18 protein-coding genes and 2 tRNA genes are annotated in these 22,156 nt (G+C 33.0%); 5 read left to right on the forward strand and 15 right to left on the reverse strand.

The genetic code is table 11. The annotated features are described in order from the left end of the window. Nucleotides 1-7: 7 nt before the first annotated feature. From C3729_RS03950 to C3729_RS03960, 3 genes are all read right to left on the reverse strand, one after another. Nucleotides 8-670, reverse strand: coding sequence for a C40 family peptidase (locus C3729_RS03950; RefSeq protein WP_104793213.1), 663 nt, complete (start codon nt 668-670; stop codon nt 8-10). 304 nt (nt 671-974) lie between these two features. Further along, nucleotides 975-1,433 carry a GNAT family N-acetyltransferase gene (locus C3729_RS03955; RefSeq protein ID WP_104792966.1) on the reverse strand — a complete coding sequence of 153 codons (459 nt, stop codon included), beginning with the start codon at nt 1,431-1,433 and terminating at the stop codon, nt 975-977. Between the two features lie 48 nt (nt 1,434-1,481). After that, complete coding sequence (locus C3729_RS03960; RefSeq protein ID WP_104792967.1) at nt 1,482-3,677, reverse strand: glutamine synthetase III; 2,196 nt, start codon at nt 3,675-3,677, stop codon at nt 1,482-1,484. 308 nt (nt 3,678-3,985) lie between these two features. Between C3729_RS03960 and C3729_RS03965 the strand changes: the two genes are divergently transcribed. The 3 genes from C3729_RS03965 to C3729_RS03975 all read left to right on the forward strand — a co-directional run bounded on the left by C3729_RS03965 (nt 3,986) and on the right by C3729_RS03975 (nt 8,454). Continuing rightward, the gene (locus C3729_RS03965) at nt 3,986-5,674 is read left to right on the forward strand and encodes a DUF6909 family protein (protein ID WP_104792968.1); all 1,689 of its coding nucleotides are present in this window, start codon (nt 3,986-3,988) and stop codon (nt 5,672-5,674) included. 104 nt (nt 5,675-5,778) lie between these two features. Beyond that, the gene (locus C3729_RS03970) at nt 5,779-7,620 is read left to right on the forward strand and encodes a M1 family metallopeptidase (protein WP_104792969.1); all 1,842 of its coding nucleotides are present in this window, start codon (nt 5,779-5,781) and stop codon (nt 7,618-7,620) included. 75 nt (nt 7,621-7,695) lie between these two features. Beyond that, a complete protein-coding gene (locus C3729_RS03975; protein WP_104792970.1) occupies nt 7,696-8,454 on the forward strand; it encodes a type III pantothenate kinase in 759 nt (252 codons plus the stop codon). Between the two features lie 142 nt (nt 8,455-8,596). Here C3729_RS03975 and C3729_RS03980 read toward each other — a convergent pair whose 3' ends face one another. From C3729_RS03980 to C3729_RS04030, 11 genes are all read right to left on the reverse strand, one after another. After that, nucleotides 8,597-9,028: a nucleoside deaminase gene (locus tag C3729_RS03980; protein ID WP_104792971.1), complete on the reverse strand. Its 432-nt coding sequence runs from the start codon at nt 9,026-9,028 to the stop codon at nt 8,597-8,599. Beyond that, entirely contained in the window at nt 9,028-9,630 is a 603-nt protein-coding gene (locus C3729_RS03985) for a hypothetical protein (protein WP_104792972.1), read from the reverse strand. Before C3729_RS03985 ends, C3729_RS03980 begins: the two co-directional genes overlap by 1 nt. 5 nt (nt 9,631-9,635) lie before the next feature. Then, a complete protein-coding gene (locus C3729_RS03990) occupies nt 9,636-10,256 on the reverse strand; it encodes a hypothetical protein (protein ID WP_104792973.1) in 621 nt (206 codons plus the stop codon). Between the two features lie 122 nt (nt 10,257-10,378). Continuing rightward, nucleotides 10,379-10,453, reverse strand: a tRNA-Val gene (locus C3729_RS03995). A 32-nt stretch (nt 10,454-10,485) separates the two neighbouring features. After that, a tRNA-Val gene (locus tag C3729_RS04000) sits at nt 10,486-10,560 on the reverse strand. A gap of 53 nt (nt 10,561-10,613) precedes the next feature. Then, nucleotides 10,614-11,852, reverse strand: a complete 1,239-nt coding sequence (locus C3729_RS04005; protein ID WP_260204421.1) for a bifunctional folylpolyglutamate synthase/dihydrofolate synthase — start codon at nt 11,850-11,852, stop codon at nt 10,614-10,616. Between the two features lie 199 nt (nt 11,853-12,051). Continuing rightward, nucleotides 12,052-12,921: a ferric siderophore ABC transporter substrate-binding protein gene (locus C3729_RS04010; protein WP_104792974.1), complete on the reverse strand. Its 870-nt coding sequence runs from the start codon at nt 12,919-12,921 to the stop codon at nt 12,052-12,054. Between the two features lie 55 nt (nt 12,922-12,976). Continuing rightward, nucleotides 12,977-13,372, reverse strand: a complete 396-nt coding sequence (locus tag C3729_RS04015) for an ExbD/TolR family protein (protein WP_104792975.1) — start codon at nt 13,370-13,372, stop codon at nt 12,977-12,979. 33 nt (nt 13,373-13,405) lie between these two features. Further along, nucleotides 13,406-14,089 carry a MotA/TolQ/ExbB proton channel family protein gene (locus C3729_RS04020; protein ID WP_069797457.1) on the reverse strand — a complete coding sequence of 228 codons (684 nt, stop codon included), beginning with the start codon at nt 14,087-14,089 and terminating at the stop codon, nt 13,406-13,408. A gap of 160 nt (nt 14,090-14,249) precedes the next feature. Then, complete coding sequence (locus tag C3729_RS04025; RefSeq protein ID WP_104792976.1) at nt 14,250-14,708, reverse strand: hypothetical protein; 459 nt, start codon at nt 14,706-14,708, stop codon at nt 14,250-14,252. A gap of 155 nt (nt 14,709-14,863) precedes the next feature. Beyond that, nucleotides 14,864-17,557: a TonB-dependent receptor gene (locus C3729_RS04030; protein ID WP_104792977.1), complete on the reverse strand. Its 2,694-nt coding sequence runs from the start codon at nt 17,555-17,557 to the stop codon at nt 14,864-14,866. A gap of 217 nt (nt 17,558-17,774) precedes the next feature. Between C3729_RS04030 and glmM the strand changes: the two genes are divergently transcribed. Together glmM and C3729_RS04040 are read left to right on the forward strand one after the other, a co-directional pair. Beyond that, complete coding sequence (glmM, locus tag C3729_RS04035; protein ID WP_104792978.1) at nt 17,775-19,157, forward strand: phosphoglucosamine mutase; 1,383 nt, start codon at nt 17,775-17,777, stop codon at nt 19,155-19,157. 184 nt (nt 19,158-19,341) lie between these two features. Further along, nucleotides 19,342-20,712 (forward strand): tetratricopeptide repeat protein, encoded by a 1,371-nt coding sequence (locus tag C3729_RS04040; RefSeq protein ID WP_104792979.1) that lies wholly within the window; start codon nt 19,342-19,344, stop codon nt 20,710-20,712. Between the two features lie 29 nt (nt 20,713-20,741). Here the strand turns inward: C3729_RS04040 and C3729_RS04045 are convergent, their stop codons facing one another. Beyond that, entirely contained in the window at nt 20,742-22,007 is a 1,266-nt protein-coding gene (locus tag C3729_RS04045) for a DUF6080 domain-containing protein (RefSeq protein WP_104792980.1), read from the reverse strand. Nucleotides 22,008-22,156 lie beyond the last annotated feature (149 nt).

Consider the following 22,156-nt stretch of genomic DNA (forward strand, 5'->3'; position numbering starts at 1 on the left):
ATCTATATTAATTCGTTGCTTCTGCTGTAGCAATATTTTGATCTTCTTTTAGAATTCTTTTAGCAAATCTATATTTTGGTCCCCAATAAGAATCGTTAAGTGAAGAAACCATAACGCCTTTAGATGTAGCTGCGTGAATAAATTTAATTTCTCCTTCTGGTGTAACTTCTTGTACTATTCCTACGTGAGAGATTCTTCTGTTGTGCGCAAAGAAAACTAAATCTCCTTTTTGCAATTGCTGTCTCTCTACTCTTTCTCCTAGCTCAGCTTGTTCTGCAGCAACTCTTGGCAATTCTAAACCTGTAGTTTCTTCATAAACATTTAAAACGAATGCTGAACAATCTATTCCACTTCTGGTAGAACCACCAAATCTGTAAGGAGTTCCTAAATAAGTATTCGCTTCACTTAGAATATCATCAATCGTTTTAGCATGAGAAATCGCTCCTGTAATCAAAGCAGCCATTTCTGATTTTTTTGCCATTTCAAAAGTTGCATTATAGCTATCATAAGAACTTTTGCTTGCAGAATTTAGATTTCTAGTATTTATTTTATCTAGTTTGGTACTAGATTTGTATTTTGTAGGTGTAGAAACAACGTAGTTTGTTACACAAGATTGCAACGAGAAGATGGAAATAATTGCAACCAAACTTAGCAAAACTCTTTTCTTCATATTTATTTGATTATCTGTGTAGATTTCTTTTTTAGACAAGACAAAAGTATATCATACAAGTTTTTTAGGACTTGATAATTGTCAGCTAATCAAAAAATTTAACATTTTTTAACATTTGTCTTTCATATGTTAAAAAAAAATTTCCGCGAGGCTCCTATTTTGGAAATCCTGCGGAATTTTTTTTTAAGACTTTTTAACAAAATATTGTCAAAATCTATAAATTATATAACGCTAGTCTATAATGGTGTAAACTTTAACGAAGGAAATTCTTTATTATTAAATTTATTATGTAAATTTCTTAAAATCAATACACTAACTGTTTTAGAAAACAAATGCTATTTTCTACATTTTCATAAGGTTCATAATTAGGAATACGAGAATAGCCGGACTTTTCATAAAGATGAACCGCCGAAACTTGCTGAACTCCAGTTTCTAAAACAGAAAAATTGTAACCTTCTTCTTTTGCCCATTTTTCAAGAAGCAATAGAACCATTTTAGCATATCCTTTTCCTCTATAGTGTTCTTTGGTAAACATTCTTTTAACTTCGATGGTTTGGTCATCATATTTTTTATAAGCACCACAAGCAATGGGTTCTTTGTCTATATAAATAATAATACAGTTTTTTATAGCATCTAGCTTATTATATTGAGCATAAAAAGAATGGTCTTCTCCATCTATTTCTGCAAGATAAAGATCTAATTCGTAGACTAATTTTTGGAAATCTTTGTGATGTGATTCGGTTTTTAGGATATCTATTTTCATATTAATTTTTAAAAAAAAAACCCTCTCGAAAAGGAGAGGGAAGTGTGATTATCTAGTGAATAATAATTCTCTGTATTTTGTGAGTGGCCAAAGCTCATCATCTACCATCATTTCTAATGCGTCTGATGCTTCCCTAATTTTATCAAACAATGGCTTCACTTCGTTACAATAGGCTTCTGCCTGTTTCTGCGAGTTGGTAGTAGATTTAGCCTTATCTTTCGCTTTTAACAACTCTTCTACTCCTAACTTAATAATAGAAACGTTTTCAGAAATCTGAGTAATTAAACTCATTTGTTCTTTTGCCAAAGCCTTGAATTCTTTATCTCCGAAAATTTCTTTTAATCCTTTTACATTGTCTATCAATCTGTTCTGATAGTTTAATGCTGCTGGAATGATGTGATTTCTAGCAATATCTGCCAAAACTCTAGCTTCAATATCAATTACTGTAGAATATTTTTCTAACTTAATTTCGTTTCTAGCTTCTACTTCTACATGAGAGAAAACGCCCATTTCTTCGTAAAGTTTCACGAATTTTTTGTCCATTTCTCTTTCTAAAGCTTCTGGAGTAGTTTTAAGGTTAGATAAACCTCTTTTCTGCGCTTCTTTTGCCCAGTCATCAGAATATCCATCACCTTCGAACATAATGTTTTTCGATTGTTTGATGTATTCTCTTAACACATTGAAAATAGCTTCATCTTTTTTAAGGCCTTTCTCAATTAAAGCATCTACTTCTTTTTTGAATTCTTTTAATTGTTTTGCAGCGATGGTATTCATTACCGTCATAGATTCTGCACAGTTTGCAGAAGAACCTACTGCTCTAATCTCAAATTTATTTCCTGTAAATGCGAAAGGCGAAGTTCTGTTTCTATCTGTATTGTCTAATAAAATTTCTGGAATTTTACCTACTACATTTAGTTTTAATTCTGTCTTTTCTTCTGGAGAAAGTTTACCATTAGTCACTTTTTCTAATTCAGAAAGTACACTATATAATTGAGAACCGATGAAAACAGAAATAATTGCAGGCGGCGCTTCGTTTGCTCCTAATCTGTGGTCATTACTTGCAGAAGCAATACTTGCTCTTAATAAGTCTGCATATTCATGAACTGCTTTAATCGTATTCACGAAGAAAGTCAAAAACTGTAAGTTTTTCTTAGGATTTTTCCCTGGGCTTAGTAAATTTTCGCCAGTATCTGTAGAAAGTGACCAGTTATTGTGTTTTCCACTTCCGTTTACTCCAGCAAATGGTTTTTCATGTAATAAAATATGGAAATGATGTTTGTGAGCTACTCTTGCCATCACATCCATTAATAATGAATTGTGGTCTACTGCTACGTTTGCTTCTTCAAACATTGGAGCCAACTCAAATTGATTTGGAGCTACTTCATTATGTCTTGTTGTAACAGGAATTCCTAATTTCATACATTCTATTTCTAGCTCCTTCATAAAATTCATCACTCTAGTAGGAATAGAACCGAAATAATGATCATCTAACTGTTGACCTTTCGCAGGAGAATGTCCTAACAATGTTTTACCAGTTAATACTAAGTCTGGTCTTGATTGATATAATGCAGAATCAACTAAAAAGTATTCTTGTTCCCAACCTAAAGTAGGAACCACTTTTGTTACATTTTTGTCAAAATATTGCATTACTTCTGTTGCTGCTTCGTCTACAGCGTGTAAAGCTCTTAACAATGGTGCTTTGTAATCTAATGTTTCACCAGTATAAGAAATAAAAATAGAAGGAATACAAAGTGTAGTTCCCATAATAAAAGCTGGAGAAGTAGGATCCCAAGCTGTATAACCTCTCGCTTCGAAAGTATTTCTAATTCCACCATTTGGGAAAGAAGAAGCGTCTGGTTCTTGCTGAATAAGCATTCCACCATTAAATCTTTCGATAGCTCTTCCCCCTTCAATTGGAGTAAAAAATGAATCGTGCTTTTCTGCAGTAGCTCCTGTTAATGGCTGAAACCAGTGAGTATAGTGAGTCACTCCTTTAGACAAAGCCCAATCTTTCATTGCTACAGCAACCTGATCTGCGATATGTCTTTGGATTTTTGTTCCTTTTCTTATAGCATCTAAGATAGACTGAAATGCTTCTTTGGTTAAATATTCTCTCATGGTTTCTTCAGAGAAAACATTTTCGCAATACAATTCTGATAATTTTGCAGGAACTTCTACGTGATTATCTTTTCTAAAGTTTTTAAAAGGAAGCGTTTCTAACGCTTTAAATCTTAATGTTGACATATAGGTGTTAAAATTTTCAGCAAATTTAAGTAAAAAATCGAAACTTTTATAAAACACCCCTAAAATTTTAAGGGTATTCGTAAATTTTATATAGATTTTAAAGTAGAAAATCAATAAAACCGATAACTTAAATCTATTTTAATGTAAAATTAATTTTAGTTTAGGTTATTTTTCGTACCTTAGAGAAACAAAATCATTTTGAACAAAAAGGAACTTAAATTACTCAAAATCAATACAATTAAGCACTCTTATCATAAATTCAAAATAAAAGTTGTATCTTTGTAGACTTTTTTAAAAACAAAATATATATGGCAAATTCTAGAGCAAGAGAAACAACAGAAGCAATCGAAAGAATTTATGTCTCTATGAGACATTTGTTTTACAGAGGATTTTTTAAACCTTCAGGAGTTTCGGGTGATAGCATTAGAAGCCTTCTAAAAATCATCAATCCAGAAATCTACGGAACCATGAATGTTCCTAATAAAGTAGAACTAGATGGTTTATTATATGTATTAGACAGATTACCAGAAGGTATAGAAGAATGCGCATTTATTCACCTTACTTCAGACGAAGGTTTTGACAAAGGAAGTTTTGAACCTATAGTTCCTAAAAAACGTAGAAGAAATTGCTATAGAATAGATGAACACCAAATGAACATAGAGGTTCTACTCGGTCGTTCAGAAATTTATGATATTCTTACTCACCTTACCTTTTTATATATAGAAGCAGACAAAATAAGAAACATTGCTTTCTTAATCGATGAAGACGGAGAACCAAAACGCTCTTGGAAAATTATAGAACAAGTAGCAAAAGGTGAGAAAAAATTCAGCAGAAAAGAAAAAGAAGTAGCCCTTATTCATCTTTCTTCACTTTTGGGAAGAACTTTCGAAGAAACGCTTAATGCTTATAATAATTTCGGCGAAGACAATAATCCTGATAGACTTTTCAAAATTATTTATCACTTAGGAAAAGTAAGTTTTGACGACTTGAAACAAGTGAGAGAAAGAGAAATTCATTTCAGTGCCATTCTAAAAGAAAGAGTTGGTCACCATTATTTCGGTGAAAAATGGGCAAATCACGTAAAACAAGTTCTAGGAGATAACAATTTATTAAACAGACCTTTACATATTATTTCTGCGAATATGCACTCGGTGAAAAACATGCTTTTTGCCAATGACGCATTGAAGAAAAAGAATACTAAAGATATAGATTATTCACTTTACGAAGAAATTTCTAACAAAAAGGAACTTAGAGACAAAGTTTTGGAATATGCAATTTCTAAAGAAATGATTTACATAGATGATAATTCTGGTAGTAACATAGATGTACAGTTAATTGATTTATCAAAAGTAGACCTCAAAAACTCTCCATTTGCTAATTCTGGATACAAAGGAGATGATGTTCTAATGGTTTTCGATTACGCTTTTGGTGAACAAGCTTATGAAGTTATGGATGAGTTGTTAAGACCATTCGAATATGAAGGAAATGTGTACACCATGAATGTAAAATCTGTTTCTATCATGGGTAAAGCAGGGATTCTTACCGGTGAAAAAGGAGACATTATGATTCCTACTTCTCACATTTTCGAAGGAACTGCAGATAATTATCCATTTGAAAACGCTTTGAAATTAGAAGATTTCCAAGATGATGAATTAAGAGCTTTCGAAGGAAGCATGATTACCGTTCTAGGAACTTCTCTTCAGAATAAAGATATTTTAACCTATTTCATGACTACTTCTTGGAAATCAATCGGTCTAGAAATGGAAGGAGCTCATTACCAAAAAGCGATTCAAGTAGCTTCTAAAATCAGAAAACACATTTCAGAAGATTTATTTGTAATGTATGCATATTACGCTTCTGATAATCCATTAGAAACAGGTTCTACCCTTTCTTCTGGCGGATTAGGATTAACGGGTGTAAAACCTACTTATTTAATCACGTTAAGAATTTTAGAAAAGATTTTACAATCTTCTGCTAAAAACAAGACAAAGAAGTAAAAATCATAAACTTTTAATAAAATCCTTCCAAACTTTGCTTTTGGAAGGATTTTTATTTAATATAGCAGTCTAAAATTTGATTTATATTTGAAAAAATTTATGATATGAAGAATAGACTCGTTGCTATATTTTCTTTAATCGTAGGATTAATTACAGCACAACAACAAGCTTACTACCAACAAGAAGCTTCTTATAAAATGGAAATCGATGTAGATGCTGCTAATTACTCTTATCACGGTAACCAAGAAATAAAATATACCAATAATTCTCCTGATGAACTTTCAGTAGTGTACTTTCACTTGTATTGGAATGCTTTTAAACCCAATTCTTTGATGGATCAAAGAGTGCAAAACCAAGGAAAAAATGCAGACGGAAGATTAACTGAATTCGGAAATTCTAAATTAGCTACTATTCCTAAAAACGAAGAAGGCTCACAAACCGTAAACTGGATTAAACAAAACGGAAAACTTCTAAAATTTGAAGTTCAAGAAACCATTATGAAGGTTTACCTCAACGAAAAAATAAAACCAAACTCTACCACTACTTTTACGATGGATTGGGATTCTGTAGTTCCTAAACAAATCCGTAGAAGCGGAAGAAATAACAGAGAAGGTGTAGACATGACTATGACGCAATGGTTCCCAAAACTAGCAGAATATGATTATGATGGTTGGGCAACTTTTGATTACATCGGTAGAGAATTTCACGCTCCTTTTTCTAATTTTGATGTAACCATAAAGATTGATAAAAATTACGTAATTGGCGCAGGTGGCGTTTTAGAAAATCCTACAGAAGTAAAAGGCTACACAGAAAATCCTACGATAAAAACAGATAAAAACGACAAGGCAACTTGGCGTTTTACCGCAAAAAATATTTTAGATTTTGCTTGGGCTGCAGATAAAGACTATTCCGTAGAAACCTTCATCGTTCCAGATGGACCAAAAGTGAATTTTGTCTACCAAAAATCTGAAAAAACACAATTTTGGAGCGAAGCTCAACCCTACATTACCAAATATTTCCAACTGATGAATGCCACTTTTGGCAGATACGTTTATCCTACCTACAGTTTTGTACAAGGTGGAGATGGCGGAATGGAATACGGAATGTGTACTATGATTCTAGGCGAAGCAAGAAGTTTGGAAGGTTTATTAGGATTGATGATTCATGAAGGAGCGCACTCTTGGTATCAGCAAATGCTTGCCACTAACGAAAGTACAAAACCTTGGTTAGATGAAGGTTTTACCAGTTATGCAGAAGATTTCGTGATGAATGCACTTTTCCCTAAAGATGATATGCCAAATCCTTTTTACAATGCAATTCAGTCTTATGTAAGATTCGTAAAATCTGGCAAAGAAGAACCAGCAGTTTGGTTAGCAGACCATCACGATAACGGAACGGCTTATACCGTAGCTTCTTACACCAAAGGCGAATTGTTCTTAGTAGAATTAGGCTACATTGTGGGTGAAGAAAATTTATCTAAAATTTTGAAAAAATATTATCAAGACTGGAACCTTAAACATCCTACAGATAGAGATTTTCTCCACATTGCACAGCAAATTTCTGGTATGGATTTGAAATGGTTCCATCATTATTGGATTAACACGACCAAAACCATAGATTACGCGATAAAAGATGTAAAATACAATGACGATTCTACCACGATTACGCTCGTAAATATCGGTGAAGTTCCTATGCCAATTGATTTTAGCATTTTTACAAAAGACAAAAAAACGGTGAACTATCACATTCCGCTGAATATGATGAGAACTCCTAAAACCAAAGATTATTTTGGAGATTTCCAAACCTTAAATTATTGGAACTGGACTACCAAAGAATACACTTTGACCATTCCTTACAAAAAATCTGATTTACAAATTTTAGGAATAGACTTCTCTCAAAGATTGGCAGATGTAAACCCCGAAAATAATTTTTTAGAAGTGAAATAAAAGTTGAGAAATTTCTCAACTTTTTTTATGCAGAAAATGCTTAACTTTCGGCTCTAATTTTTCTTTTAAAAATCAATGACGAGCATTGTAATAAACATTGGCAACACCAATATTAGATTTGGCCATTTTATTGATGGCAAATGTGATGTTTCTTGGATTATTAACACCAAACCTTACGGAACCCGAGACGAACTTTTCGCCCAATTTTCTATGCTGTACCAAACGTACAATGTAGATGTAGAAAAGGTAGATAAAATCATTATTGGTTCGGTGGTACCTCAGCTTACACACATTATCAGCAGTGCTTTGTATAAAATTCACGGGATAGAAGCCATAGTGGTAGATAGAAAAACGCACTCTCCTATTCATCACAAGTCCAATCAAATGGGAACTGATATTTTTGCCAATTTAGTGGCAGCTCATTTTCTCTATCCCAACAAAAAGAAAATTATTTTAGATTTCGGAACTGCGCTTACTGCAAGTTGTGTAGCTGAAGATGGAGAAGTTTTGGGCGTAATCATCGCTCCAGGAATTATCACTTCTCTTAATTCTTTGGTAAAACAAACCGCACAACTTCCTGAAATAGAACTCACTAAACCAAAATCTGTTCTGGGACATGATACGGTTTCTTGTATGACTTCGGGGATGGTTTATGGATTCCTAGGAATGGTAGAAGGTTTTATTGACCGTATAAACGAAGAAGTAAACGATAAATGTTTCGTGATTGCAACAGGTGGTGTTTCTCATGTTTATCAACCTTTGACCAATAAAATAGATATCGCGGATAAATTACACACTCTAAAAGGTCTTTATTTCCTAGGGAAAGACAAATAATTTCAAAAATCTGTAGAATTTTCTTTTGAGGAAAACTGTATTTTTTAAACGAAATCTCGCAGCCCGACTTGAGTGAAGCTCTTTTTACGAAACGTAGTGAAGTAAAAAAGCGGGAACGGAAGGCGGAAAAGCTGCCCAAAAATTATCTTTTATTTTTAAAGAAATTTTTCACGATTTCTGAGCATTCATTTTCTAAAATTCCTGAAACAACTTCTGTTTTAGGATGAAGTTTCACATTTTGATTGATGAAACCTCGTTTTTCATCTCTCGCACCAATGACAACTTTTGAAATCTGTGACCAAGTTAGAGCTCCCGCACACATTACGCAAGGTTCTAGCGTAACATACATCGTACAATCTTTTAAATATTTTCCACCCAAAAAATTAGCCGCAGAAGTAATTGCCTGCATTTCTGCGTGCGCAGTTACGTCATTTAATTGCTCCGTTAGATTATGACCTCTCGCAATAATTCTATCTTTGAAAACAATGACGCAACCAATAGGAACTTCGTCTTTTTCTCTGGCAATTTCGGCTTCTTGCAAAGCCTGTTTCATAAAATATTCTGGTGTAAACATTATTCTTCTACTACAAATTTTACAGGCAAGACAAATTTAGATTTTACATTCATTCCTCTTTGAAAAGCACTTTCCCATTTTCCAGAGGTCAGTAAAAAAGCCAGCAAAGCTAAATCGTTAAATTCTTTCTCCGTACCTTCAACTTTTTCTATGTAAAGTGAATGGTCATTTTGAACAATGAAATGGATTTTAGCAGATTTTGAAAAATAATCATCTAATCTATCTTGATATCGATTTTTGATAAAATCATGCACTTCTTTATATAGAGCGGGAAAACCTTGAGAATAATTCGCAGTTTTATCTGGAATTTCTTGTTGGGCTCCTTCTGGACTTGGGTCAATCAGTTTTTGATTTTCTAAAAACGTTTGAACGGCAGAAAAATAATGGTCTAAACGTTCTCTGTTATTTTTGCTTCTGCTGAGGAGATTTTGGAAATAAATTTTACTGATTTCAGACTCAGATTTTCCTTTAATTTCTTCCTGATACTTTAGTTTTAGTTGAGTTTCTATGCTGTCATGCTTTGTTTTTAGAGTTTTTAAAGATTCTACTTGTTGAGCATTTATCCCACAGAAAAAAAGAAGAAAGAAAAAGATTTTTAGCATAAAAATTATTCGAATTTAATACTCAAAGGCATTCTGAAAGCATATTTTACAGCATTTCCTTTTTGAAGAGCAGGCTTAGTAAATTTTTCTGAAATAAGATACATGGCAATTTCAGCTTGTTTATTAAAACTTATGTTTTCGCCTTCTGCTTTTATATCTGTAATTGAACCATTTTCATCTACCACAAAACTCACGGTAGTATTGAGTTCATTTTTACAATATTCAATTCCTTTTGAATAAAATAAAGAAGCTACTTTTTCTCTCAAAGCATCTATTCCGTTGGGGAATTCTGGCGCTTCGTCTATTTCTGTATGACAAGCCATAGCATTAGAAGAAGATTGACTTTTTAAATATTCAAGTTCTTCTACATTTTTCACTCTTATTAATGCACCAAGATACGCAGTATTTCTAATACTGTCTAATTTGAGCATAAATTCTGTAAAATCTTTTTTGACGGTTTCTTTTTCTTCAGCCGTAAAAGCATTATTATACTTTTTGGCAAACTCAATTTTCAATAGATTTTCTTGACGATCAAAATGTTGCTTGATAAGTCTAAACTCTTCGTTTTGTTGACCAAAGAGCATATTTCCTGCTAAGAGGAATGCTGTTAAAAGGATAGTTTTCATCTGTGTTTTGTTATTACAAAAATAACAAATTAAAAACAATTACGAAATTTTTATAGATTTTTAACTTTTGAGAAAAGTTTTAAACAAAAAAATCTCACATTTCTGTGAGATTTCTATTTCTGTGGGTCCTGAGGGATTCGAACCCCCGACCCTCTGGGTGTAAACCAGATGCTCTGAACCAACTGAGCTAAGAACCCGAATTTTTTGAAAAGGTTTCGTTCCTTTTTTGTGGGTCCTGAGGGATTCGAACCCCCGACCCTCTGGGTGTAAACCAGATGCTCTGAACCAACTGAGCTAAGAACCCTCTTTCACGATTTCTCGTTTTGAGTGGTGCAAATATACAACTTATTGCGATTTCTACAAATTTTTTTCTAAAAATTCTCCCACTACAAAGTTACTTCCGCCCACAAAAATCATTTCTTGGGGTTTACATTTTATTTTAGCTGCCTGAAAACCAGCATCTACTGTTTCAAAAATTTGAAAATCTATTTTTGCGGAAATTAGTAAATTTTCATACTCTTTTGGACTTCTTCCTCTGCTAATAGACGGCTTTACAAAGTAATATTGAGCATTTTTGGGTAAAATTTTCAATACCTCATCTATTTTTTTATCATTCACAAAACCAAGGACAATGTGTTTATACTTTTCAATGGCATTCAATTGGGCAAAAACCATTTCTAAACCAGCTTGATTATGAGCGGTATCACAAATAATCAATGGATTTTCTGAAAACTGAAACCATCTTCCAATGAATTTGGTGTTTTGGTGAACTTTCATCAAGCCATTTTCTACGGACTTTTCAGAGATTTTTATGTTTTGTTTCCTCAACTCATCTACCAAAGCCAGAACCACTCTTATATTTTTCTTTTGATAATTTCCCTTCAAATCAGTTTCTAAATCAGTAGAAATTTCGGTAGCATCTATAAACTTTGACTTATTTTCGATGGCTTTTTGTTGAATAATATTTTTAACCAAATCTCTTTCGTCGCCAGAAATAATGGGAATATTAGGCTTTACAATTCCTGCTTTTTCTGTGGCAATTTCTTCCAGAGTTTCTCCTAAAATATTCTGGTGATCTAAATCTACATTGGTAATAGCAGAAACCAAAGGTTTTATAATATTGGTAGAATCTAATCTACCGCCCAAACCTACTTCTATAATGGCAAAATCTACCTTTTTTTGATAGAAATATTCAAATGACATAATCGTGGTAAATTCAAAAAAAGAAGGAAGAATTTCTTCTGGAATATTTCTCAATTTTTGAATAAAATCAAAGACAAATTCTTTCTCACAATTGACTCCATTAATTTTAATTCTCTCCGTAAAATCAATTAAATGAGGGGAATTATACAAACCAACTTTGTACCCTTGTTCTTGTAAAACTGAAGCCAACATATTACTAGTAGAACCTTTTCCATTAGTTCCGCCAATATGAATCATCTTCAGTTTTTCCTGAGGATTCCCGAAAAAATTACAAAGTTTTGTAATATTTTCTAAACCTGGTTTATAAGCTTTTTGACCGTCAATTTGGTAATTAGGCATTTGTACATAAAGCCAATCTAATGCTTCTTGGTAAGCTTCTAGAGTAAAAGACATTGGATTATTTTTTGTCACAAAAAAATTTTTTCAAAGATAAATGGAAATCTAGAATTTTAAAAATTTGATTTAAGCAAAACCCGTGTTTCCGTTGCAGAATGGCGCCCCGAGTTGAGCGGAAATCCTTTTTTGCGCGGCAGCTTCGCTGCCGCGCAAAAAAGATTGGGAGCGGAACGAGGAATTTGGCACCCAAAAAATTCTAAAAAGTAATTTTATATGTTCCGGTAGAATTGGTGGAGGCTTTTTCGGCTTTTACGTATTTTTTTACCCAAATTACCGCAGCAGTAACGACACATGGATCAGAAATCCCACTGCTTCTGCGCGCTGAAATCACGTTTCCGGCTTTGTCTACCGTATAAGAAATGGTAATGGTTCCGTTTGCCGTACAGTTATGAGAGGGTTGTTCTCCACCTTTTCCCATGGTTCCGGGAATATAAGAAATAAGTTTTCTGTCTACGCCAATTTTGCTATCACCATCTCCTTTTCCACCAAGAGGATCGCCAGAATTTCCAACGGTTCCATCTGTTCCTTGCGTTCCAGTCTTCGTTCCTCTTCCTTTGATAAGATTGCCAATTGCGGCGGTCCCTTGTCCGTCACCTTGAGCATTTTTGGCAGTGGTATTGCTGGTAGTTGATGTTTTAGAGGTGGTAGATTTGGATGCTGTAGTTTCCGAAGATTTCGTGGATTTTTTTTCGGTTTTCTCTGTTTTTACGGCAATAGTTTTTTCAGATTTTCCTGTGATGATTTTTTCAGCAGGTTTTTCTACAGCTTTGGGAGTTTCTACAATTTCTTGAGGTTGTGGTTCAGGAGTTTTTAATTCTTCAGGGATATAAATATCTGCCGAAGCTAAACTTCCTTCTTGATTAGCAGGTTCTTCTGCTCCGTTTCTGCTTCTATTGTCGCCGAAATTAATCAGCATAGTGGTTACTTTCTCTTCTTTTGGGATTTCTCTCACGAATTGGTAATAAAAAATCAACAAAAACAACAATGCCGAAATCAGCGCAGTAAGTGTTGCACTTTTTAGCTTGTCTATTCTTTCGTCTCGTTTATGTTGAGTTATCGTTTCCAATATAAGTTTGGTCTAAATTTTATTTTTACAAATGGACTAAGTCCATTCCAATTGACTATTCTTGAATGGTAGCAATCGCTAAAACATATTTGTGTTTTTCGGCGATTTCCATGGCATAAACTACATCTTTATGCTTGCAATTTTCGTCTGCTCTAATGGTGAAAGTAGGATTAGGTGAACCCTCTACCAATTTTACAATATTTTGTTCTAATTGTTCTTTTGGCGTTTCTAAATCATTTACAAAATACTTCCCATCTGCATTTATTGTAACAGTTGTAGGGTCTGTAACGCTAGGATCTTGAGCTGCAGCTTTTGGCAAATTCACATCTATTGCGCTTTGACTGATAGCAGAACTGGTAATCATAAAGAATATCAATAACAGAAAGATAATATCTGTCATCGAAGCCATACTAAATTCGGCGCTTACTCTATTTCTTCTTTTCAATTCCATTCTTAAAAAGTTTGAGGTTAGATTTTAGAAGAATTAAAGTGGTTTGTTTAGCGTATCTAAAAACTCATTCACGTGAGTTTGAATTTTCAGAACCAATCTGTCTACATTGGTCACCAAAATATTATAGAAAAAATATGCTGGGATTCCCACAAATAAACCCACTGCAGTAGTAGCCATCGCAGTATAAATTCCCGATGCCAAAAGTTTAGGCGAAACTGCTCCCGTAACATTAGAAATTTCGAAAAACGCCATAATCATTCCGACTACCGTTCCCAAAAAACCTAACATAGGTGCAGCTCCAGAAGCTGAAGCTAGAATATTCAGGTTTTTTTCTAATTTAGAAACTTCTAACTGTCCTTGGTTTTGCATTGCATTTGAAATATCAGAAATGGGTCTTCCTATTCTGGTTAAGCCTTTTTCTATCATTCTGGCTTCTGGCGAATCTGTTCTTCTGCATAAATCTATGGCAGATTGTATTCTTCCGTCATGAATGCAGTCTTTAATATTTTCTAAAAAATTAGGCGTTTCTTTAGAAGCTCTTTTGATGAAAAAATATCTTTCGAAAAAAACATATAATGCTAAAATTCCCAAAAGGAAAATGGCAATCATAATGGTATTTCCTATAATTCCTCCGCTGAAAAGTACATCCCAAAGCGAAAATACTTGTTTCTCTGTCACTTTATTGTTAATGATAGTAGTCGTGGCTTGTAAAAACATAATGAAAAATGTTAAGTTCGAATTTCTAAACGATAAATTTAGTGAAAAATTGTAGAATTTCTCGTAGCAATGAATGTTTTTTGAAAAATACTTTTCAAAAAAACTTTAAAAATAAAATAAGATTCTGATGGTTTTAAACGGGAAAGAAAACAGCAGAAAGTTACTCTTCTATTTCGATATCATCTGCTTTGAAATGACATTTCAATTTAAAAGGAATTGGTTCATCAGAACCGGTATAGAAATCATCTATTTTCCCTTGCCAGAATAATTGTAGCACATCGTCCTCGTCTTTAGAAAAACTAAGTTCATTCTCGTAGAGATAGGCTTCTTCGTCGTCATAAAGGTCTACTTCTGTATAAGTTTCTTCCTCTGTATCTTCTATACGGAATGTTTTCCCTTCTAATTCATTAGAATCAATAGGAAATTCGAATACGTCTAAGGATAGCTGAGGAAAATTATATTGTAGAGAATCGTCTTCTACATGGTCTAAAGAATCATCTGTAATGATTTCTACTTCCAGAAAATTTTTTGAATTGAGATAAACCGCCTTGCAATATGTGCTAGAGATATGGTATTTAAGGGTTTCTTCTGGGTGATAGATTTTTAAAATCCCTTTCATGATGGTGTGTTAAAAAGAATGTTTGTTTTTAAGTTTAAAAAAAAATGATTGTCTTTAACAAAGATAAAAAATTTATAAAACCATAAAAGGTTTTTCGTTAAAAATCATAAAAAACGCAGTAAAAAAAAATTACTGCGTTCGTTATTTTGAAAAATTTATTTGAAGTTAAACTTCAGCGTGAGTACCACTTGTCTCGGTCTAATGTTTATAGTGGTGTAAGAAGTTTGATTTAAAGTAGGATCAAAAGCTACATTCTCGAATACATTATTATTGGTAATATTCAGCACTTTCAGTTCTAAATCTATTTTTTCTTCGGACATAGAATATTGGTAAGAAATGTCAAAGAAAGCATTTTTAGCATTTCTTTCTTTGTTACTAGAGTGCAATTCGTCCCAAGTGAATCCTAATGTGTGATTTTTGAAAGGATAAACATATGCAGAAAGTGCATGGTTAAATGAATCTGTTTGATTATTGAATTTTGCATCATCTGGAGATTGCGTTTTACTAAAATTCCAGCTTGCATTATAATCTAAACTTAACCAAGAGAAATAATTGTTATTAAATTTAACATTTACCCCTTGATTTCTACGTTCTACATCTATAAAACTAGATTCAGTGGGTGTAGAATTGGCTGGTAATTGCTGATAATTACTCAATGAATAATTATATCCTACGGAAGCATTGGTTTTTAACTTAGGAAAATATTTTCCGAGTTCTGTTCTCGCAGAATTGGTTTTACTATTGTTTTCTAAATTATAACCTTCTAATATAAACTGCTGGCTATCAACATTTAATTTATTAAGATAAGTGATATTACTTGTTCTATCATTAAAGTTATAGCTCACATTAAAGAAAATGTTATTCAATGGATTTCTGTATTCTAACCTTGAACCCACAAAATTTGACTTTGTTTGCTGAATATCAGTATTTTTTGCAGACAAATTTTTTGCAGACAAAAGAATAAAACCATTATAAAGGTCATTGATGCTTCCAAATGAATTGGTAATTCCTGCGAAAGTTGAAAATTTCCAGAATGAGGTTAAATCATATCTCATGAAAAACCTTGGATCATAGGTGATTTTATTCAAAGTTTTATCCAAATTATTGGTTCCAGTTGCAGAAATATTATTAAAATTCACAGGGAAACTTAAATTCACATCTAAACCTTCTCTCTTGTAATTTACCATCATTTGTGCATAAGGTTTTAGATTTTTAAAATCAATATCATTTTCCAAAGCAACTCCTTTAAACTGATAATCCTGAATGGTGTTTCCTGTAACACCGTTTACATCTGAAAGAAGTTTGTTATTGGTATAATTAAGACCAACTTCTGGGGTAAAAGTCCAATTCTTTTTAGACAAACCAATTGATGCAGAATGTACCGCTTCGAAAGTTTTCAAATTAAGTAATTGATGCACCACATCACTATTATTTCCACCATCTACATTATCTAAAATCTCTACATATTTCGCTGGATTGATGAATAAATCTTGCTTATCATCTCTATAGCTGATGAAAGACATTGCATTTACCAGTCTTTCTTTCCAAGGAATAATGGCACTTAATGAGTTTTGAAAACTATTAGACGGTGTTTTAACTTTTTGATTAGCAAAATTATTATTATTGCTCACACTTGAAGCGTCTCCGTTCCAAAGTCCGTTATAAGTAGTGGTATTTTTAAAGAAACTTTTGTTGGCGTTTTTAGAGAAAATAATTTCACCTTTTGCTTGATTAGTATAATGATTGCTTCTCGCAAAATTAACATTTCTCAAAGTATTATCAGCGGTATACACTTTAGTAACACTCTCTTTATCAATTGCATTATTGGCATAACTTGCATTGGCTTTTAACTCCCATTGCTTCGAAAGATTGGTCAAAACATTAGCAGATAAATAATGTACATTATTAAATAAATATCTTTTTACAGGCACATTTTGAGGCGGAGATGAAGATTCCACAGAAAGCCAAGAATTTTCAGAAAAATTTCTTCTCATTCCTTCAAATCTATTTCCAAAAGCCAGAATATTATTCTCTTTTTCTACTTCTTCTCCCATATTATTGGTCTTGTAATTCAAAACCCATTGGTATTTTTGAGTAAAAAGCATCGGAGAGAGTTTTACATTCCAAAGAGATGGCGCCACACCAAGAGAAGTTTCTCCTCTTCCTGTCATGGTAATAGATTTTTTGAGCTGCACATTAATCGCCGCATTTTCTGAAGAAAGTTTATCCTGAAGAATTTTTACAGGTTGATGATTTTCAAGCACTTCTACTTTTTGCACAGCATCTTTTGGGAGAGAATTATTGATTACACCGTAACTTCCTTCCATTAAATCTTTTCCGTTTACATAGAATTTGTTAATCGGTTCACCTTGATAGAGAATAGAACCATCTTTATTAACTTCAATCCCAGGAATTTTTTTCAAAACATCCGCTAAACTTCTATCTGCTTTGCTTTCGAAAGATTTTAAATCATAAGAAATGGTATCGCCACGTTTGGTAATGAGTTTAGTTTTCAGTTTTACTTCCTTAATTTCTGTGGCTTTTTCTTGAAGCACAAAATTCAAAGTCTGAGTTGCGTTATTATAATTTTCGGTGATGGTTTGGTGGTTAAAAGCTTTTACTTTTACAAGAATTTTTTCGTCATTACTCGTAAAAGTTACTTTATAATTTCCTTTGGCATCGGTAATTGCATATTCTAAAATGGCATTTTTGCCTATTTCTTCTATGGTTACACTTGCACTTGCAAGCGGTTTTCCATCATCATTTTTTACGGTACCAGAAATGGTTTTCTGAGCAAAAATTACAATTGAAAATAATAAAATAAAGGTAAATGAAAGTATTTTTTTCATGTTTAAAAGTTTATCACTAAAGTATTAGTAAAAGAAAAGGATATTGTGTTACAAAAAATTTTAGATAATCATTTCGGATAAATGTTAAAACTAACGTTTGTTGATATTTAAGTATATTGAAAATGGTTTATTTTTCCACAAGAAACATATTCCTGTTGCTAAATTCAGTAATTTTGCAGAAATTTAATTTTCAAATAAAAATTTATCTTAACATCATATGTCTTTAATCAAAAGTATCTCAGGAATCCGTGGAACCATCGGTGGTAAAGTAGATGATAATCTTACACCTGTAGATGTGGTAAAATTTACTGCAGCTTTCGGAACTTGGCTTCAAAAAAATAAAAATAAAAAAGATTTAACCTTAGTGATTGGTCGTGATGCCAGAATTTCTGGCGCAATGGTTAATTCATTGGTTACCGCTACTTTACAAGGTTTAGGAATTCATGTAGTAGATTTAGGACTTTCTACTACGCCAACTGTGGAAGTGATGGTTCCAGAACTCAATGCTGATGGCGGAATTATCTTAACCGCTTCTCACAACCCAAAACAATGGAACGCGCTGAAATTGCTCAACGAAAAAGGAGAATTTATCAGTGGAAAAGATGGTGCAGAAATGCTAGAAATCGCCGAAAAAGAAGATTTCAACTTTGCCGAAGTAGACGATTTAGGAAAATACGAAATCAGAACAGACGCTTTTGACATTCATATTCAGAAGATTCTAGATTTACCAATGGTAGATGTAGAAGCTGTAAAAGCTAAAAAATTCAAAGTCGTTCTTGATGCGGTAAATTCTACCGGTGGAATTTCGCTTCCGCCACTTTTAGAAAAATTAGGTTGCGAAGTCGTGAAGTTATACTGCGAACCAAACGGACAGTTTCCGCACAATCCAGAACCTTTGAAAGAGCATTTAACAGACATTTGCGATTTAATCAAAAAAGAAGGTGCAGATGTAGGAATTGTAGTGGACCCAGATGTTGACAGATTGGCATTAATTGACGAAAATGGCGAAATGTTCGGCGAAGAATACACTTTGGTAGCTGTGGCAGACTATTTGCTGAGACATAAGAAAGGAGTTGCCGTTTCTAACCTTTCTTCGAGCCGAGCTTTAAGAGATGTAGCAAGAAATCTAGATTCTGAATATTTTGCAAGTGCTGTAGGAGAAGTAAATGTGGTGACTTTAATGAAAGAAAAAAATGCAGTCATTGGTGGAGAAGGAAATGGCGGAATTATTTATCCAGATTTGCATTACGGAAGAGATTCTTTAGTTGGCGTTGCATTATTTTTAACACATTTGGCTAAAGAAAACAAAACTGTTTCTGAGTTAAGAGCTACATATCCAGCGTATTACATGGGTAAAAAGAAGATAGAACTTACTCCAGAAATAGATGTAGATGCGCTATTGGTGAAAATGCAGGAAGAATATAGAAACGAAGAAATTTCTACGATAGACGGTGTGAAAATTGATTTTCCAGAAAATTGGGTTCACCTCAGAAAATCAAACACAGAACCTATTATTAGAATTTATACAGAAGCCTTTTCTCAGCAAGAAGCAGATGAACTGGCAGACAAAATGATAGCAAAAATTAAAAGTTTGATTTAATTGCTGGATGATGGAAGTCAGAAGATGGAAGTTTTAAAAATTTTCTTTGAAACCCAAATACCTGACACATCAAATAAAGCATTGAAAATCAATTTAAAATATTAAAATTCGATTTCTGAAACAAGAATTCAGACCAATAAAAGTCTAAAATCTTGAATCTAAAATCTAATATCTATAAAATAATTTGGAAGAATTTTTTGAAAATGAGCTTGCTAAAAAGTTCGAAGACATGATAGAAAATAACGAACAGTTCTACTTTGACACAGAAGAAGTAGAAGATATTGTTATTTTTTATTTAGAAATGGGAGACATCAATTTTGCAGAAATGGCTGTGAATTATGGCTTAAATCTTCACCCTAATTCTATCGAACTAAAAGTTAAGCAATTAGAAGTCTTTTTAGAACTCGAAAAATACGTTCAAGCTCGTCAATTAATTGAAGAGTTGAAACCTTCATGTTCAGAAAGCACCGACTTTTTGGTTTGTTGTGCCAAATACTATTCTAACAACGGAAATCCCAGAAAATCAATAGAATTTTGCGAAAAAGCATTAGAACTAGAAGAGGAAGAAAGTTTCTTGCATAATTTCATTGCAGATGAATATTACAATCTTCAAGACCCTTTTAATGCATTGAAAAATTACAAATTAGCATTAAAACACGATCCTCAAGATGAATATGCACTAGAAAGTGCGATGATGTGTTATGGCGAAATGACTCGTCATGCTGAAGCAGAAGAATTTTTACAAAATTATATCAATCAGTTTCCTTTTTCAGAAACCGCTTGGTTTGAGATGGGACAATTCTATTTTAACCGAAAAAACTACGAAAAAGCAATTCAGTCTTTCGATTATTTACTCGCGATTAATTCTGATGCAGCTGGAGTTTATGCCAATAAAGCAGCGTGTTATGAAGCGATGGAACAATGGGAAAAAGCGATTGAGGTTTACGAAGAACAGCTGGAATTAGAATATACCAAAGCTTTTACTTTTTACAAAATTGGATTGTGCTACAAAGCGTCCAAAAAAAATATGGAAGCGCTTCGTGCTTTTCAGAAATCTTTAAGAGAAGATCCGCAGTTTTATCTTTCGATGATGGAGCAGAGTGACCTTTATTTGGAAATGGGAAGTATGAAAGAAGCCTTACATTTTGCTAAAGAAGCTGTTGCATTGAATGAAAACAACTTAGAATTTCAGAAGAAATTAGCTTTTCTTTACATAGATTCTGGCAGATTCGAAGAATCGCTTTCTTGTCTTAAAAAATTAGTAGATGTTGAGCCAAAAAGATTTTACAATTGGTATGCATATAGTGAAGTAATCATGCTTATTGGTGAATATGAAGACGCAATTACTGTTTTAGAACAAGCTACCAAAATTCACCAGAGAGCAGAATTGTATTATCAGCTCAGCAATTCTTATCTTCACTTAAATGATGAAGAAAACGGACAAAAAGCATTGCAAAAAGCCCTAGAGTTAGACGAAAGTCTTTCGAGCGACATGCAAGAAAAATACCCTTTTATTAAGGAGCAAATTTCTAAAGAAAAGAGTAAAAATAAATAGCAAATCCCGAGAATTTCTCGGGATTTTTTTTATTTATAATTCTGTTCTAAAAACCAAAAGAACTCTTCCATTCTATACACATTATTCGCAATTAAGAAAACGAATAAAATTCCTACAAAAACCGTCAGAAAAGAAAGCATTTTTGGAGAGTTTTTATACCCGAAAAACAACCAACCCAACATCATCGGAACTATAAAAATGAAATGTCCACCGTAAATGTAAGAAGTATGCAAACCAAACTTCAATACGCAATGAATAATGATATCTACAAAAAATGAAAGCATTAAAATCTGAACGAATTTGTTTTTGAAATTTTTAAAATAACTCCAAAAAACAAGAACTAGAACTGCGCCAACAAAAATATACGGAGCTACAGATGTGAAAACATCCATAAATAGGGCATTGTAATGGAAACCCTTTTTATTGTGATAATCTCTCACCACAAAATTTGAAAAAATCACATTTCCTCCGAAAAACCAAGACGAAATCATGTCCCAAAGTGGCGTTACTTTCGGTTTTGAAAATTTTTCGTATTGTTCACCCGTTTTGGTAAAAATCCTCATGTAATCCCAATCTAATCGGTACAAAAACAACAAAACGAAAACCGCTGCTGAAATCACAACTCTAATCGCGGCATTGAAAAAGTTTTTAAAATTCTTGAATAGACCTTTTTCAAAAAGGATAGGAATGTAGACTTTTACAATATTCGTAATCGTTAAACCGCCTACCAAAACCGAAGCAAAAGTGAGCGGAAATAGAGAAATTTTCTTTTCTTTTTTGAGTTTTGCCGCTGCATAATAATTAAAAGCTACCAAAAAAAGCAAAGTATAAGTATAAGTTTCTGGCGTAAACGAAAGCAGAATTGGAGTGGTGAAAAAAGCAAAGAAAAACGTAATTAACACATTGATTTTCAGTGGAATTCTAACAATATTTCTTAAATATTTAAACAACTGAACCAAAGCCAAACTTACGGCAAAATTACTGCACCAAGCCAAAACCAAACGGAAAATTTCATTCTTTTTACCCTCTGAAATCCAAAGCGCAAATTCTCTGATAAAATCGAAGAAATAATTAGAAAGCGGATGTCTCTCGAAACCACCACCTGTCATTACAATCGAGCGATTATCAAAACTGAAATAAGCGTCCCAAGGAATTCTATCATCAAATATAATTCTGTAATTCAGAGCGATATAGCTTCCTAAAATTCCGTAAGAAGTGAGGAAAATGATGAACAAAATCCATTCAATCCCATTGCTTGGAAAAATGAGTTTTAAAGTGTCTTTGAATTTTTTCAAGGATAAAATTTTTGCAAAAGTATTGGTTTCTCACAGATTACACAGATTTTCACAGAAATTTTTTTCTAAAAATATTTTTACGACAAGAGCGAAAAAAGATAAAATTCGTTTTAAGCCATCCAAAAGTAAAAAAACTAAAAAAAATCTTT

The sequence above is a fragment of the Cloacibacterium normanense genome, from assembly GCF_002943105.1.
In the GTDB taxonomy this organism is placed as follows: domain Bacteria; phylum Bacteroidota; class Bacteroidia; order Flavobacteriales; family Weeksellaceae; genus Cloacibacterium.